This is a genomic window from Streptomyces sp. NPDC002054 (assembly GCF_040296685.1).
In the GTDB taxonomy this organism is placed as follows: Bacteria; Actinomycetota; Actinomycetes; order Streptomycetales; family Streptomycetaceae; genus Streptomyces.
On sequence record NZ_JBEOXT010000007.1, the window covers coordinates 206,662 to 221,360 of the forward strand.

The 14,699-nt window shown below is 70.7% G+C and carries 10 protein-coding genes and 4 tRNA genes; 9 read left to right on the forward strand and 5 right to left on the reverse strand.

The features are described 5' to 3' along the window. Positions 1-185 precede the first annotated feature (185 nt). Positions 186-392 (forward strand): developmental transcriptional regulator BldC, encoded by a 207-nt coding sequence (gene bldC, locus ABT123_RS09090; RefSeq protein ID WP_003949541.1) that lies wholly within the window; start codon positions 186-188, stop codon positions 390-392. Positions 393-833: 441 nt separating this feature from the next. On the opposite strand, the gene ABT123_RS09095 is transcribed toward bldC, so the two are convergent. Next, a tRNA-Asp gene (locus ABT123_RS09095) sits at positions 834-907 on the reverse strand. Between the two features lie 61 nt (positions 908-968). Beyond that, positions 969-4,892, reverse strand: coding sequence for an ATP-dependent RNA helicase HrpA (gene hrpA, locus ABT123_RS09100; protein ID WP_351311301.1), 3,924 nt, complete (start codon positions 4,890-4,892; stop codon positions 969-971). 118 nt (positions 4,893-5,010) lie between these two features. Between hrpA and ABT123_RS09105 the strand changes: the two genes are divergently transcribed. Both ABT123_RS09105 and ABT123_RS09110 read left to right on the forward strand, forming a co-directional pair. After that, complete coding sequence (locus ABT123_RS09105) at positions 5,011-5,760, forward strand: DsbA family protein (RefSeq protein WP_351311303.1); 750 nt, start codon at positions 5,011-5,013, stop codon at positions 5,758-5,760. Positions 5,761-5,765: 5 nt separating this feature from the next. Then, entirely contained in the window at positions 5,766-6,665 is a 900-nt protein-coding gene (locus ABT123_RS09110; protein ID WP_351311349.1) for a cytochrome c biogenesis CcdA family protein, read from the forward strand. Positions 6,666-6,711: 46 nt separating this feature from the next. Here ABT123_RS09110 and ABT123_RS09115 read toward each other — a convergent pair. From ABT123_RS09115 to ABT123_RS09125, 3 genes are all read right to left on the reverse strand, one after another. After that, positions 6,712-6,785: transfer RNA gene (locus ABT123_RS09115), tRNA-Phe, on the reverse strand. Between the two features lie 23 nt (positions 6,786-6,808). Beyond that, positions 6,809-6,882, reverse strand: a tRNA-Asp gene (locus ABT123_RS09120). A 40-nt stretch (positions 6,883-6,922) separates the two neighbouring features. After that, positions 6,923-6,995, reverse strand: a tRNA-Glu gene (locus ABT123_RS09125). Between the two features lie 104 nt (positions 6,996-7,099). Here ABT123_RS09125 and ABT123_RS09130 point away from each other — a divergent pair. The 6 genes from ABT123_RS09130 to ABT123_RS09155 all read left to right on the forward strand — a co-directional run bounded on the left by ABT123_RS09130 (position 7,100) and on the right by ABT123_RS09155 (position 14,671). Next, complete coding sequence (locus ABT123_RS09130; RefSeq protein WP_190344511.1) at positions 7,100-7,450, forward strand: metallopeptidase family protein; 351 nt, start codon at positions 7,100-7,102, stop codon at positions 7,448-7,450. After that, positions 7,447-7,824: a fluoride efflux transporter FluC gene (locus ABT123_RS09135; RefSeq protein ID WP_351311305.1), complete on the forward strand. Its 378-nt coding sequence runs from the start codon at positions 7,447-7,449 to the stop codon at positions 7,822-7,824. The genes ABT123_RS09130 and ABT123_RS09135 overlap by 4 nt, the downstream gene beginning before the upstream one ends. Beyond that, a complete protein-coding gene (locus ABT123_RS09140; protein WP_351311307.1) occupies positions 7,821-8,177 on the forward strand; it encodes a fluoride efflux transporter FluC in 357 nt (118 codons plus the stop codon). The genes ABT123_RS09135 and ABT123_RS09140 overlap by 4 nt, the downstream gene beginning before the upstream one ends. A gap of 137 nt (positions 8,178-8,314) precedes the next feature. Beyond that, positions 8,315-8,884, forward strand: coding sequence for a hypothetical protein (locus ABT123_RS09145; protein WP_351311309.1), 570 nt, complete (start codon positions 8,315-8,317; stop codon positions 8,882-8,884). Positions 8,885-9,096: 212 nt separating this feature from the next. Further along, a complete protein-coding gene (locus ABT123_RS09150) occupies positions 9,097-11,448 on the forward strand; it encodes a DEAD/DEAH box helicase (RefSeq protein ID WP_351311311.1) in 2,352 nt (783 codons plus the stop codon). Positions 11,449-11,683: 235 nt separating this feature from the next. Continuing rightward, a complete protein-coding gene (locus ABT123_RS09155) occupies positions 11,684-14,671 on the forward strand; it encodes an FG-GAP-like repeat-containing protein (protein WP_351311313.1) in 2,988 nt (995 codons plus the stop codon). Positions 14,672-14,699: the final 28 nt, after the last annotated feature.

Below are 14,699 nucleotides of genomic sequence, written 5' to 3' on the forward strand. Positions count from 1 at the left end.
TCGGAGGGCAATTCCATCGGTTTGGCCGACGAGGCTGGACAGATGGTGTAGTTGTAGTGCCGAGGACAAGCCGTTCGTCCTATAACCGACTCGGCCCGCGTCTGTCCATTTCGGGCAACGCGGGCCAAGGTGCAGAATTTAGAGGAAAGAACCGAGATGGTTCGGTTCTCCCGAGGAGGCCGCTCATGACCGCTCGCACCCCTGATGCCGAGCCGCTGCTGACCCCGGCTGAGGTTGCCACGATGTTCCGCGTGGACCCGAAGACGGTGACCCGCTGGGCCAAGGCAGGCAAGCTCACGTCCATCCGCACCCTGGGTGGGCACCGCCGCTACCGCGAGGCCGAGGTTCGCGCTCTGCTCGCGGGAATTCCGCAGCAGCGCAGCGAGGCCTGAGGTCCCGCAGCAACAGCAGCACCCGCAGTACCCCGCTTTATCGGGCACGAATCGGATCCCCCAATCCGATGAAACCCACCTGGCTTCACACGACTGAGCCTGCCCCAACAGGTTCACCCAAGTCGTTCGATCGCGCTGGACTCCGCCGGGTCCAGCGCGATCTTTTTATGCCCGGCGGGACACGGTGCCATTGCACATATTAAATCGAGGTCGCGTAGGGGCGCGATAAAAGTGGGAGTCTCGAAAACTCGTGTGGTGACCCCTGTCACATGCAATCACGCTTGTATGCACGGCAATGCACCCGTAAGGGGACGTGGCAGGCGGGGTGCCTCATGCGGACGGGGGATTTTCCCCGCGCTCCGGCAACGCGTCAGGGGAAACGCATCGGGGAAACGCATCAGGGCCCGCATCCCCTGAGGGATGCGGGCCCTGATGTTGTTGCGATCCTGACGGGACTTGAACCCGCGACCTCCACCTTGACAGGGTGGCGAGCTAACCAACTGCTCCACAGGACCTTGGTTGCGAGTCAGACTGTACAGCAGGTCAGGGGGTGCGGTCGAACTCGACCGCACCCCGTCAGGGAGCCGCCGCGTCCACGGCCTTCACGATCCGCTTGTCCGAGATCGGATAGGCCGTGCCGAGCGCGTGCGCGAAGTAGCTGACCCGCAGTTCCTCGATCATCCAGCGGATCTCGGTGACCTCGCGCGGCACCGGCCGCCCCTTCGGCAGCTGTTCCAGCAGCCAGGCGTACTCGTCCTGCATCTCGTGGACCTTCTCCATGCGCGTGGTGTCGCGCTGGACCGCCGTCGGCATCTGCTGCAACCGCCGGTCCACCGCCACCAGGTAGCGCATCAGGTCCGGCAGCCGCTTCATGCCGGTCAGGGTCACGAAGCCGGCCGGCACGAGGGCCGCCAGCTGCGTCCTGACGTCCTGGAGGTTGTTGATGAGCGCCAGGCTCTGGGTGGCCTTCAGGCGGCGCTCACAGGCCTGCCAGGCGGCCAGGATCTGCTGCACCTGGTCCACGGCGCGCACCGTGGTGTCCACCAGGTCGGCCCGGACGGCCTCGTAGAGCTTCCGGAAGCCCGCCTCGTCCCAGGCCGGGCCACCGTGCTCGGCGATCAGCCGGTCGGCCGCGGCGGTGGCGCAGTCCTCGAACAGCGCCTGGATGGAGCCGTGCGGGTTGCGGGACAGGGCCAGCTTCTGCTGGTTGGTGAGCTTCTCGGAGGCGAACTTCGCCGGGTTCACCGGGATGTTCAGCAGGATCAGCCGCCGGGTGGCCGGCCACATGGCCTGCGCCTGCTCGGCCTCCGTGTCGAAGAGCCGTACGGAGACGCTCGTCCCCTCGTCCACCAGCGCCGGGTACGCCTTCACCGGCTGGCCCGCCCGGCGGGTCTCGAAGACCTTGCTGAGGGTGCCGATGGTCCAGTCGGTCAGCCCGGTGCGCTCCACGGACTCGCCGCCCGAGCGCTCGGCGGTGGCCGCAGCCGCCTTGGAAAGGGCCTGCCGGGCCTTGGGCTTGAGCCGCAGGCGCAGCGCTTCCAGGTCCTTGTCCTCGGCGATCTTCTTGCGCCGCTCGTCGACGATCCGGAACGTGATCTTCAGGTGGTCCGGGATCCGGCCGAGATCAAAGTCCTCGGCCGCGACCGGTACCCCGACCATCCGCTGGAGCTCGCGCGCCAGGGTGACCGTCAGCGGCTCCTGCAGGGGCACCGCGGTGTCCAGGAAGCGCCCGGCGAAATTGGGGGCGGGCACGTAGTGCCGGCGGATCGGCTTCGGCAGGGACCGGATCAGCTCGGTGACGACCTCTTCCCGCAGTCCCGGGATCTGCCAGTCGAAGCCCTCGTCGGTGACCTGGTTCAGCACCTGGAGCGGAATGTGGACGGTGACCCCGTCAGCGTCCGCCCCCGGTTCGAACTGATAGGTGACCCGGAACTTCAGGTTGCCCTGCCGCCAGGAGTCCGGATAGTCGTCCTTGGTGACCCCGGCCGCCTTCTCGGTGAGCAGCATCTCCCGTTCGAAATCGAGGAGTTCGGGCTCCTCCCGGCGCTTGTGCTTCCACCAGGAGTCGAAGTGCGCGCCGGAGACCACGTGCTCCGGGATCCGCTGGTCGTAGAAGTCGAACAGGGTCTCGTCGTCGACCAGGATGTCCCGGCGCCGGGCCCGGTGCTCCAGCTCCTCGACCTCGGTGAGCAGCTTGCGGTTGTCCGCGTAGAACTTGTGGTGGGTCCGCCAGTCGCCCTCGACCAGAGCGTTGCGGATGAACAGCTCGCGGGAGACCTCGGGGTCGATCCGGCCGTAGTTGATCTTCCGCTGGGCCACGATCGGTACGCCGTACAGCGTGACCTTCTCGTACGCCATGACGGCCGCCTGGTCCTTCTCCCAGTGCGGCTCGCTGTAGGTGCGCTTGATCAGGTGCTGGGCGAGCGGCTCCACCCACTCCGGCTCGACCTTGGCGTTGACCCGGGCCCACAGCCGCGAGGTCTCCACCAGCTCCGCCGACATCACGAACTTGGGCTGCTTCTTGAACAGCGCCGAGCCCGGGAAGACCGCGAACTTGGCGGACCGGGCGCCGAGGTACTCGTTCTTGTCGGTGTCCTTGAGGCCGATGTGCGAGAGCAGGCCGGCCAGCAGCGAGATGTGGACGCTCGTCTCGGGCGCATCGGCCTCGTTGACGTGGATCCCCATGGTCTTGGCGACCGTACGCAGCTGCGAGTAGATGTCCTGCCACTCGCGGATCCGCAGGAAGTTCAGGTACTCCTGCTTGCACATCCGGCGGAACGAGGAGGAGCCGCGCTCCTTCTGCTGCTCGCGCACATAGCGCCACATGTTCAGGAACGAGAGGAAGTCGCTGGTCTCGTCCTTGAAGCGGGCGTGGTTCTGGTCGGCCTGGGTCTGCTTGTCCGAGGGCCGCTCGCGCGGGTCCTGGATGGACAGGGCCGCCGCGATGACCATGACCTCGCGGACGCAGTTGTTCTTGTCCGCCTCCACGACCATGCGGGCCAGACGCGGGTCCACGGGCAGCTGGGAGAGCTGGCGGCCCATCGGGGTCAGCCGGTTCTTCGGGTCCTTCTCCGTCGGGTCGAGCGCCCCGAGCTCCTGGAGCAGCTGCACGCCGTCGCGGATGTTGCGGTGGTCCGGCGGGTCGATGAAGGGGAACTTCTCGATCTCGCCCAGCCCGGCGGCGGTCATCTGGAGGATGACGGAGGCCAGGTTGGTGCGCAGGATCTCCGCGTCCGTGAACTCCGGACGGGCGTTGAAATCGTCCTCGGAGTAGAGGCGGATGCAGATGCCGTCCGAGGTACGGCCGCAGCGGCCCTTGCGCTGGTTGGCGCTGGCCTGCGAGATCCGCTCGATGGGCAGGCGCTGCACCTTGGTGCGGTGGCTGTAGCGGGAGATCCGGGCGGTTCCCGGGTCGATCACGTACTTGATGCCCGGGACGGTGAGGGAGGTCTCGGCGACGTTCGTGGCGAGCACGATCCGGCGGCCGGTGTGCTGCTGGAAGACCCGGTGCTGCTCGGCGTGCGAGAGGCGCGCGTACAGAGGGAGAACCTCAGTGAAGCGCAGCTTCCGCTTGTTCAGGGCGTCCGCCGTGTCGCGGATCTCGCGCTCTCCGGAGAGGAAGACCAGGATGTCGCCGGCGCCCTCGGACTGGAGCTCGTCCACGGCCTCGCAGATCGCGGTGATCTGGTCCCGGTCGGACTCTTCACTGTCCTCTTCGAGTAGCGGGCGGTACCGCACCTCCACCGGATACGTCCGGCCGCTGACCTCGACGATCGGCGCGTCGCCGAAATGCCGGGAGAAGCGCTCCGGGTCGATGGTCGCCGAGGTGATGACGACCTTGAGGTCGGGGCGCTTGGGCAGCAGCTGGGCCAGGTAGCCGAGCAGGAAGTCGATGTTGAGGCTGCGCTCGTGGGCCTCGTCGATGATGATCGTGTCGTAGGCGCGCAGCTCGCGGTCCGTCTGGATCTCGGCGAGCAGGATGCCGTCCGTCATCAGCTTCACGAAGGTGCCGTCCGGGTCCACCTGGTCGGTGAACCGGACCTTCCAGCCGACCGTCTGCCCGATCTCGGACTTCAGCTCCTCGGCGATCCGCTCGGCCACCGTGCGGGCGGCGATCCGGCGGGGCTGGGTGTGTCCGATCATGCCCCGGACGCCGCGGCCCAGCTCCATGCAGATCTTCGGGATCTGGGTGGTCTTGCCGGAGCCGGTCTCGCCCGCGACGATCACGACCTGGTGGTCGCGTATCGCCTCGGCGATCTCGTCCTTCTTCTGGCTGACCGGCAGGGCTTCCGGATAGGTGACCCCAGGCATGCGCGCGGCACGCCGGGTCAGCCGCTCGGCGGCCTTCGTGGCCTCCGCGGCGATCTCGTCGAGCACGGCCTGTTTGGCCTCGGGCTTGCGGATGCGGCGAGCGCCTTCGAGGCGACGTCCGAGCCGGTGAGCGTCGCGGAGCGAGATCTCACCGAGCAGCGTCTGCAGGGCGGCGAAGGAAGTAGACATACCTGGTCGAGGATCTCACCCGCAGGCTGCGGGTGGCGAACGCATTAGTCGGTCGTCCCCGTACGATTCCCGGACGAGACCCCCCGAAACGACCCGCCGTACGAGTGAGAGGCCCGTCATGTCCCGCCCCCGGACGTCCGCGTCCAAGAAGCCGCTGCTGATCTCCGCCGGGGTCGCGCTCGCCGCCGTCACCCTGGGCCTGCTGTCCTGGCAGGCCTCCGCGCCGTCGGAGGACGAGGTGCACGGCGCGTACGTGCCCGCCCCCCGGGCGTCCGGCGCCGGCGGGGCGGCCGAGTCCGAGGCGGATGCCGCGCTGGCCCAGCTGCGCGGGCTCGCCCGGCGGCAGGCCGCGGACAAGCAGGCGGTCGGCAGGCCCGACGCGCCCGTGGTGCTGATCGAGTACGCCGACTACAAATGCGGCTACTGCGGGAAGTTCGCCCGCGACACCGAGCCGGACCTGGTCGAAAAGTACGTAGCGAACGGCACCCTCCGCATCGAGTGGCGGAACTTCCCGATCTTCGGCTCGGAGTCCGAGGCCGCCGCGCGGGCCGCCTGGGCCGCCGGGCAGCAGGACCGGTTCCGGCAGTTCCACGGCGCCGCCTACGCCGAGGGCGCGAAGGCGAAGGGCTTCGGCCCGGACCGGCTGCGGGCCCTGGCGAAGGAGGCCAGGGTCCCGGACCTGGACCGGTTCGAGGAGGACATGGACGGCCAGGCCGCGAAGGACGCGGTGGCCAGGGACCAGGAGGAGGGCTACCGGATCGGGGTCAGCTCCACCCCGTCGTTCCTGGTCAACGGCCGGCCGATCGCCGGAGCCCAGCCGGCCGACGCGTTCGTGGACGCCATCGAGAAGGCCAAGGCGCTCGGTTGATGGAGATGGGGATGGAGATCGGATACCTGGCCGCGCTGCTGGGCGGCCTGCTCGCACTGCTCAGCCCCTGCAGCGCCCTGCTGCTGCCGGCCTTCTTCGCGTACTCGATCGACTCCGCCTCGCGGCTGCTCGCCCGGACCGGGATCTTCTACGCCGGGCTGGCGAGCACCCTGGTGCCGCTGGGTGCGGCCTCCTCGACCGCCGGGCGGTTCTTCCACGGCCACCGGGACCAGCTGGTGCTGGCCGGCGGCTGGCTGATCATCGCGCTGGGCCTGGCGCAGCTGCTGGGGCTGGGCTTCGCCTCCCGGCGGCTGGCGGAGCTCTCCGGCCGGATCCGCCCGACCACCGCGCTCTCGGTGTACGCGCTGGGTGCCGTCTACGGCCTGGCCGGGTTCTGCGCGGGCCCGATCCTGGGCAGCGTCCTGACGGTGGCGGCCGTGTCCGGGTCCCCGGTCTACGGCGGGGCGCTGCTGGCCGTGTACGCGCTCGGGATGGCCGTACCGCTGTTCCTGCTCGCCCTGCTGTGGGAGCGGTTCGAGCTGGGCCGACGGCGCTGGCTGCGCGGCCGGGCCTTCTCGTGGGGGCGCCTGGAGCTGCACACCACCTCGCTGCTGTCCGGCCTGTTCTTCATCGCGCTGGGCGGGCTGTTCCTGGCGTACGACGGGGCGAGCGGCCTGCCCGGGCTGCTGGACGTGGACGACTCGTTCGCGGTGGAGCAGTGGGTGCGGTCCGTCGCGGACGGGGTGCCGGATTGGGCGCTGCTCGGGCTGGTCGCGGTGGGGGCGGCGGTGGCCGGGCTGGTGCAGTGGCGGCGCCGGGCCCGGGCCGAGGGCGGGGCCGACGCTGGGGCCGGGGCGGAAGCCGAAGCCGACGCCGGGGAGCCGGCCGAGGCCGGGCGGTCGTAGCGGGCACGCAAAAGGCCCCGTCCGGGGGACGGGGCCTTCACTGTTGTGGCTGGGGCCGGGGTCGAACCGGCGACCTATCGCTTTTCAGGCGATCGCTCGTACCAACTGAGCTACCCAGCCACGAGGACTCTTTCGAGCCTCAGCGATCCTGACGGGACTTGAACCCGCGACCTCCACCTTGACAGGGTGGCGAGCTAACCAACTGCTCCACAGGACCATGGTGTCTGTGCCAGACAAGTCTCGCACAGGGTAATGCGTGCCCCCAACGGGATTCGAACCCGTGCTACCGCCTTGAAAGGGCGACGTCCTGGGCCACTAGACGATGAGGGCTAAGGGCCCACCTGGGCGCTTTGCAGCGCGTCGGGGACGTGAGAAGCATATGGGATGGGGGGAGGTATCGCCAAAACGGTTTCCACCGGAGCGACAATGGCCCGGTGCTGGAGATGACGCGCGAGGAGTTCGAAGAGCTCGTCGCAGAGGCCCTGGACCGGATTCCGCCGGAGCTGACGCGGCTGATGGACAACGTGGCGGTGTTCGTGGAGGACGAGCCGCCCGCGGACGATCCGGAGCTCCTCGGGCTGTACGAGGGGACTCCGCTGACGGATCGCGGCGAGTGGTACGCGGGGGTGCTGCCGGACCGGATCACCATCTACCGCAACCCCACGCTCCGGATCTGCGAGACCCGGGAGGACGTGGTCGAGGAAACCGAGATCACCGTGGTGCACGAGATCGCCCACCACTTCGGGATCGACGACGAGCGGCTGCACGCGCTGGGGTACGGGTGACGGTGCTGCTGGTCGCCGCCGGGGGAGCCGCCGGAGCCTGCGCGCGGTACGGGATCTGGCTGGTGTGGCCGTCCGTCTGGGGGACCTTCGCGGTCAATGTGGCCGGCTGTTCGCTCATCGGGGTGCTGATGGTGCTTGCGGGTGAGCGGGGGCGCGGGCCGGACTGGGTGCGTCCGCTGCTGGGCACCGGTGTGCTCGGCGGGTTCACCACCTTCTCGGCGTACTCGCTGGACGTGGTCGGGCTGTTGGAGCGCGGCGCGCTCGGCACGGCGCTGGGCTATGCGCTCGGCACCCTGGCCGGGGCGCTGGGTGCGGTCTGGCTGGCGGTCCGGCTGACCCGGCTGATCCCGCTGACCCGGCCGATCCCGCAGTGAACTGGCTGTACGTGGTCCTGGGCGCGGCGGTGGGGGCGTCGTTGCGCCATCTGACGGACCGTGCGGTGCGGGAGCGGTGGGCTCCGGCGTTCCCCTGGGGGACGTTCGCCGTGAATGTGGCGGGGAGCCTGCTGCTGGGCGTGGTGGCCGGGGCGGCGCTCTCGGGCGGGGCCCTGGCGCTGCTCGGCCCCGGCCTGTGCGGGGCGCTCACCACGTACTCGACCTTCTCGTACGAGACCCTGCGGCTGGCGGAGACCGGGCGCGGGGGGCTCGCCGCGGCGTATGCCGGCTCGTCGGTGACGGCCGGGGTGTGCGCCGTATGGCTGGGACTGCGGCTGGCGGAGCTGCTGTAGCCGGGCTGTTTAGCCGGGCCGCGGCGGATTTGCGGACAGGAGGTGTCCGCAGGGGCGTGTCCCGAACGGGGCAAAGGGAGTTGGGCTTCTTGACCCGTCCCTGCGGGCCGCGCCGATCTTCCACGGAGGTGCTACCCGTGCGCCAGTTCTCCGCTTCCGTCCGACTGGCCGTCACCGCGATCGCGGTCGCGGCGGCGGCGGGCTGCATGAGCGTGAGCGACGATTCCGCCAAGCCCGCGCCGTCCTCCTCCGGGGACCACCGGGGCGCGGACGCCGAATCGGGCGGAGGTGGCGGGTCCGTCCGGGGCGGCTCCGGCCACGGCTCCGGCCATGGCGGCAAGAACGGTACGCCGGGCAAGGACGGCAAGCCGGGCGCGGACGGCAAGGCGGGCCCCGGCGCCTCCCCCAGCCCGGGCGCCTCGCCGGGTGCGCCCGGCGCTCCCTCCCCCTCCGCCGGTACGGGCGCCGCCGCGGGCGGATCCGGATCCGGCGGGTCCGGGGGGCAGGGGCCGGGCGGGACCGGCGGCCAGGGGCCGCAGGAGCCCGCCCCCGGAGGCGGCGATTCCGGGGGCTCCGGAGGCTCCGGGTCGAACCCGCCGGTGGACCCGCCGGACCCGGAGCCGCCTGTGACCGAACCCACACCGGAGCCGCCGGTGGACCCCGGGCCCAGCCCGGATGCGAGCCCGCAGCCCCAGCCGGGCGGCTGAGCCCTCGACCGGGCTCTCACCTGCGGACTTGCCAGGGTGGGGGAGGGGTGCGTATGGTTATAGATCGTTTGATCCCATTGCCCGGCGCCGACCCGAAGAGCGCCGTGTGGCGCGTACTCTCCCTTGCCGTGGCTGACCGCATTGAGGCGGTCGAATTTGCGATTCACGGAGTTTGGGCGCGTGCCGAGACTCCGGAAGGTTTTCGCATTCGCATGTCCATTTCCAGTTCTGACCGTGCCGTCATGCCCGAGAACGACTCGATCGAGGCCGTCGAGACCCTTGTGGTCGACGAGACCATCGAGGCGCTCGAGGCCGATGTCGCTGATGTCGCCGACGTGACGGCCGACCAGGCCGACGACCTCCTCACCGACGAGGCCGACGACGCCGACTACGACGACGCCGACGGTGACGACACCGCCGACGCCGAGCCCACCATCACCTTCGGCGACCTCGGTCTGCCGGACGGCGTGGTCCGCAAGCTCGCGCAGAACGGCGTCACCACCCCCTTCCCGATCCAGGCCGCGACCATCCCGGACGCCCTGGCCGGCAAGGACATCCTCGGCCGTGGCCGCACCGGCTCCGGCAAGACCCTCTCCTTCGGTCTGCCCCTCCTGGCCACCCTGGCCGGCGGCTACACCGACAAGAAGAAGCCCCGCGGCATCATCCTCACGCCGACCCGTGAGCTCGCGATGCAGGTCGCGGACGCCCTCCAGCCCTACGGCGACGTGCTCGGCCTGAAGATGAAGGTCGTCTGCGGCGGTACCTCCATGGGCAACCAGATCTACGCCCTGGAGCGCGGTGTCGACATCCTCGTCGCCACCCCGGGCCGCCTCCGCGACATCATCAACCGCGGCGCCTGCTCCCTGGAGCAGGTCAAGATCGCGGTCCTCGACGAGGCCGACCAGATGGCCGACCTGGGCTTCCTGCCCGAGGTCACCGAGCTGCTCGACCAGGTTCCGGCCGGTGGCCAGCGCCTGCTGTTCTCCGCCACCCTGGAGAACGAGATCGACAGCCTGGTGAAGCGTTACCTCGTCAACCCGGTCACGCACGAGGTCGACCCGTCCGCCGGCGCCGTCACCACCATGACCCACCACGTCCTGGTCGTGAAGCCGAAGGACAAGGCGCCGGTCACCGCCGCCATCGCCGCCCGCAAGGGCCGCACCATCATCTTCGTCCGCACCCAGCTGGGCGCCGACCGCATCGCCGAGCAGCTGCGCGACTCGGGCGTGAAGGCGGACGCACTGCACGGCGGCATGACCCAGGGCGCGCGTACCCGCACCCTCGCCGACTTCAAGGACGGCTACGTCAACGCGCTCGTCGCGACCGACGTCGCCGCTCGCGGCATCCACGTGGACGGCATCGACCTGGTCCTCAACGTGGACCCGGCCGGCGACCACAAGGACTACCTGCACCGCTCGGGCCGTACCGCCCGTGCCGGCCGCTCCGGTGTCGTGGTCTCTCTCGCTCTGCCGCACCAGCGCCGCCAGATCTTCCGCCTGATGGAGGACGCGGGCGTGGACGCCTCGCGCCACATCGTCGGCGGGGCCGGCGCCTTCGACCCCGAGGTCGCCGAGATCACCGGTGCCCGGTCGCTGACCGAGGTCCAGGCCGACTCCGCGAACAACGCCGCCAAGCAGGCCGAGCGTGAGGTCGCCGAGCTGACCAAGCAGCTGGAGCGCCTGCAGCGCCGGGCCGGCGAGCTCCGCGAGGAGGCCGAGCGCCTCGTCGCCCGCGCCGCCCGCGAGCGCGGCGAGGACCCGGAGGCCGCGGTGGCCGAGGCCGCCGAGGTCGCCGAGGCCGAGGTGGCGGCTGCTGCCGCCGCTGCCGCTGCCGAGCTGGCTGCGCAGGAGCGCCGCGAGGAGCGCGCCCAGCGCGACGACCGCGGCAACTACGAGCGCCGTGACAACCGCGGTGGCGACCGTGGCGGCTTCCGTCGCGACGACCGCGGTGACCGCGGTGGCGACCGTGGCGGCTTCCGCCGTGACGACCGCGGCGACCGCGGTGGTTTCAACCGTGACGACCGTGGCGGTGACCGTGGTGGTTTCCGTCGCGACAACGACCGTCCGTCGGGTGGCTTCCGCCGCGATGACCGTCCGTCCGGTGGTTTCAACCGTGACGACCGTGGTGGCGACCGTGGTGGTTTCCGTCGCGACAACGACCGTCCGTCGGGTGGCTTCCGCCGCGATGACCGTCCGTCCGGTGGTTTCAACCGTGATGACCGTGGTGGCGACCGTGGTGGTTTCCGTCGCGACAACGACCGTCCGTCGGGTGGCTTCCGCCGCGATGACCGTCCGTCCGGTGGTTTCAACCGCGATGACCGTGGTGGCGACCGTGGTGGCTTCCGCCGCGACGACCGTCCCTCCGGTGGCTTCCGCTCCGGTGGCGGCGACCGTCCGTTCAACCGCGACCGCCGTGACGACCGCCCGGCCGGTGGCTTCCGCTCCGGTGCCAGCGACCGTCCGTACGGCCGCCGCGACGACCACCGTCCGTCGGGCTCCGGCTCCTCCGGTTCCTTCGGTGCCGGCCGCCGCGACGACAAGCCGCGCTGGAAGCGCAACGGCTGAGGCTTCGGCCGCTGAACCGACCTGCTGAAAGGGCCCGTACGACACCTGGTGTCGTACGGGCCCTTCGGTTTCCGCCCCCTGCAAGGGCATCCTTCGGCCGCGCTCGTGAGTCCCACCCCGTGAGGCCCGTGCGGTGTTCCCGTACCGGCCTCGCTCACAACATCCCACGGGGGGACCTCACTTGTTGCGCAGAACAACCGTGGCCCTGGCCGTCGTTTCGGCCATCGCCACCGCTATGCCCCTGGCTGCAGAAGCAGCCGCCGCCGCCGCTCCGCCACCGGGCGAACTCGTTGTCCCGGCCCGGCAGGTGGCCGACCACCACGCCTTCGGCCTTCAGGCCGCCAACGAGACCGGGTACCTGCGCGAAGCGGGCAGCCACCCCTCCTACGCCTGGTTCACGTACGGCGAAACCACCGGTACACCCGTGCCGTTCGGTGAGCGCGGCACCACCATCACCGGCCTGAGGGGCGACACGCTCATCCACCGGCCCTTCGGCGGGTCGGTCTACCGGTACTGGAACGTCCGCGACGGCTCCCGGGCGAGCGTCACCGTCGACGACTCCGCCAACGTGCTCGGGCTGGTCGGCACCGAGCTGCTCGTCTTCAACCCGGACGACGACCGCCTGCTCCTCCTCTCCCCCGACGGCCAGGGCCGGCGCGAGCGCCCCGTGACCGGCCTGCCGCCGGGCGACGCCAGTGTCTGGGCCGCCGGGTTCCGTCGCGACGGCTTCTACGTGACCCACCGGTCGCTGACGACCTGGAAGGACACCCATTTCTGGGTGGACGCCACCACCCTGGCCGCCCGAGCCGTGGACACGCTCCCGGACCCCGGTATCCGGCAGCTCGGCGACTGGACCGCCAAGAGGTCCGAGCGGGGCGCCCGGCTCGATCTCTGGGCCGCCGGGACTCCGACCACCGAGCCCCCGACCCGGACCTACCTGACGCCCGGCGTGCACGAGAACACCCCCGTGTTCCTCTTCGGAGAGGAACTGGTCGGCCAGGACTACGAGTCCGGGGACCTGCACGCGTTCCGGCCGGGCAACGCCACGCCCCGCAAGCTCCTCACCGGGGTCAAGGCAACGGTCGAGACCGAGAAGGACACGGCCGTCGTCCAGACCGAGTCCCCGGCCGGCACCACCCACACGTACTCCGTCGGGGTGGACGCCGCCGGCAAGGCCGCTGCGGCAACCAGGCTGTCCACCCTGCCCACCGCGACCCTGCCGCGCCTCATGCCGCGCATGGCCATGCAGAACGGACAGCTCACCGTGATCGACGGCGGGCCGCAGCAACAGGCCACCGTGAGCCGGTACTCGGTGCCCGCCGCCGGTCCGTTGAAGGCCGGGAGCTGGCAGCTCCTCGACGGCGGCGAGGGCGACGACCCCGACAGCGGCGACTACCTGGAGAACTGCGGCCGGGGCGCGGCGGCACCCGGATGCGAGGACCTCCGGGGCACCGGGGACGGCGCCGTCGCCGCCTTCAACCACGAGTTCCGGCGCCTGTACCGGGCCGGCAGCGACCGGTCCGCCCACGTTCCCGGCCCGCCGTACGCCGCGGGCAGCCTGCAGGCGTCCGGCCGCTACCTCGCGTACGGGAAGACCGACCCGGTGGACCAGGCGACGGTCCTGGACCTGGAGCAGGGCAAGGAGATCCGCACCCATGCCGTGCGCGGCGGCACCTTCGCCCTGTCGGGGTCGGCGCTGTGGCGGGAGACGGGCACGGCGGGCACGGTCGAGGCGGTGAACGTCCGGACGGGCGCGCTGCTGCGTACCGACAAGGTGGCGGGCTGCGACATCCGGCAGCTGGACGCATACGGCAGCTCGCTGTACTGGAAGTGCGAGAAGGAGTCCGGGGTCCACGACCTGGGGACGAAGACGAACGTGAAGCTGCCCGCGCACGGCCAGGCCCGGCTGGGCAACGGCGTGGTCGTGCTGGAGGCCGGCGGAATCCTGAAGTCCGTCGACCTGAAGGGCTCCACAGGCACCACGGGCTCCACGGTCACCCGGGAACTGGGCCGGCCGGCGCACCCGGTCGCGGACCAGGGCTGGACTCTGGACCGGCAGTCGGGCCGGGTCGCCTACGCGGATGCCGGCCAGGCCGTGCACATCGTGCCGCTCGGGGTGACGGCCCCCGCAATGTCCGCGATCGACGGGGACGCTGCGACGAGCGCCGATCTCAGCGGGAAGAAGACCTGGGCGCCGCGCTTCTGGCTGTCGAAGTCGGGCGGTGCCTGGACGCTGGAGGTCAAGCGGAAGGCCACCGGTACGGTCGTGCGCACGCTGACCGGTACCGAGGCCCCGGGCGCGGTGAAGCCGGTGTGGGACGGCCTGGACGGCTCGGGCTGGGCCGTCCCGAACGGCGACTACACCTGGACGCTGACGGTGAAGCCCGCCGACGGCCAGGGAGCGCCGCTGACCCGTTCCGGAAACCTGGCGGTGACGGGCAAGGCCCACTGGCGGGACTACATCGGCAAGGACACCCGGTCCGACATCCCGTTCCTGGACAAGGACGGCAAGCTCGGATTCGTACTGAGCAAGGGCGTCGGCTGGTACCCGAACACCACGCCCCAGATGGTCACCGGCTGGGACCCGGCTGCCACCTTCGTGCCGTTCGGCGACCTGGACAACGACCGGGTCAACGACCGGCTGGTGCGGGACGCCAAGGGTGTGCTGCACGCTCAGTTCGCACAGCCGGGCCGGGCGGTCGCCACCCGCTCCAAGGTGATCGGCCCGGGCTGGGGCCAGTACGACGTGCTGACCTCCCCCGGTGACCTGAACGGCGACGGCCTGGCGGACCTCATCGCCCGGCAGACCGCCACCGGGGACATCTACTTCTACGCGCAGGACGGCAAGGGCGCGTTCAAGGCCCGGGTCCTGATCCAGAAGAACTGGAAGCTGTACAAGACGGTCGTCGGCGCGGGCGATGTCAACGGTGACGGCATCGGCGAGATCTTCGCGGTGGACGGCAACGGCACGGTGTTCCGCTACGACGGGGACCGGACCGGCACGGTCAGGCCGCGGGTCCGGGCCTCGGCCGACGGCTGGGCGAAGAACCGTACGGCCTTCACGGTGATGGACATCGACGGAGCAGGCGGCAAACCGGCCGCCATCGTCACCCGCAACGCGGCCGGCGAGCTCCTCCACAGCCCGCCGCCCACCGGCACGGCCCTGCTGGACGCAGGCACCCGCTTCGCCGACGGCTACGCCGGCTACAAGGCGATCCTCTAAGCGGGCCGGCGCCGCGAACTGACACTCC

Coding starts and splice junctions, on each gene's coding strand:
- ABT123_RS09155 (WP_351311313.1), top strand. CDS start 11,684: ATGCCCCTGGCTGCAGAAGCAGCCGCCGCCGCCGCTCCGCCACCGGGC.
- bldC (WP_003949541.1), top strand. CDS start 186: ATGACCGCTCGCACCCCTGATGCCGAGCCGCTGCTGACCCCGGCTGAG.
- hrpA (WP_351311301.1), bottom strand. CDS start 4,892: ATGTCTACTTCCTTCGCCGCCCTGCAGACGCTGCTCGGTGAGATCTCG.
- ABT123_RS09105 (WP_351311303.1), top strand. CDS start 5,011: ATGTCCCGCCCCCGGACGTCCGCGTCCAAGAAGCCGCTGCTGATCTCC.
- ABT123_RS09110 (WP_351311349.1), top strand. CDS start 5,766: ATGGGGATGGAGATCGGATACCTGGCCGCGCTGCTGGGCGGCCTGCTC.
- ABT123_RS09150 (WP_351311311.1), top strand. CDS start 9,097: ATGTCCATTTCCAGTTCTGACCGTGCCGTCATGCCCGAGAACGACTCG.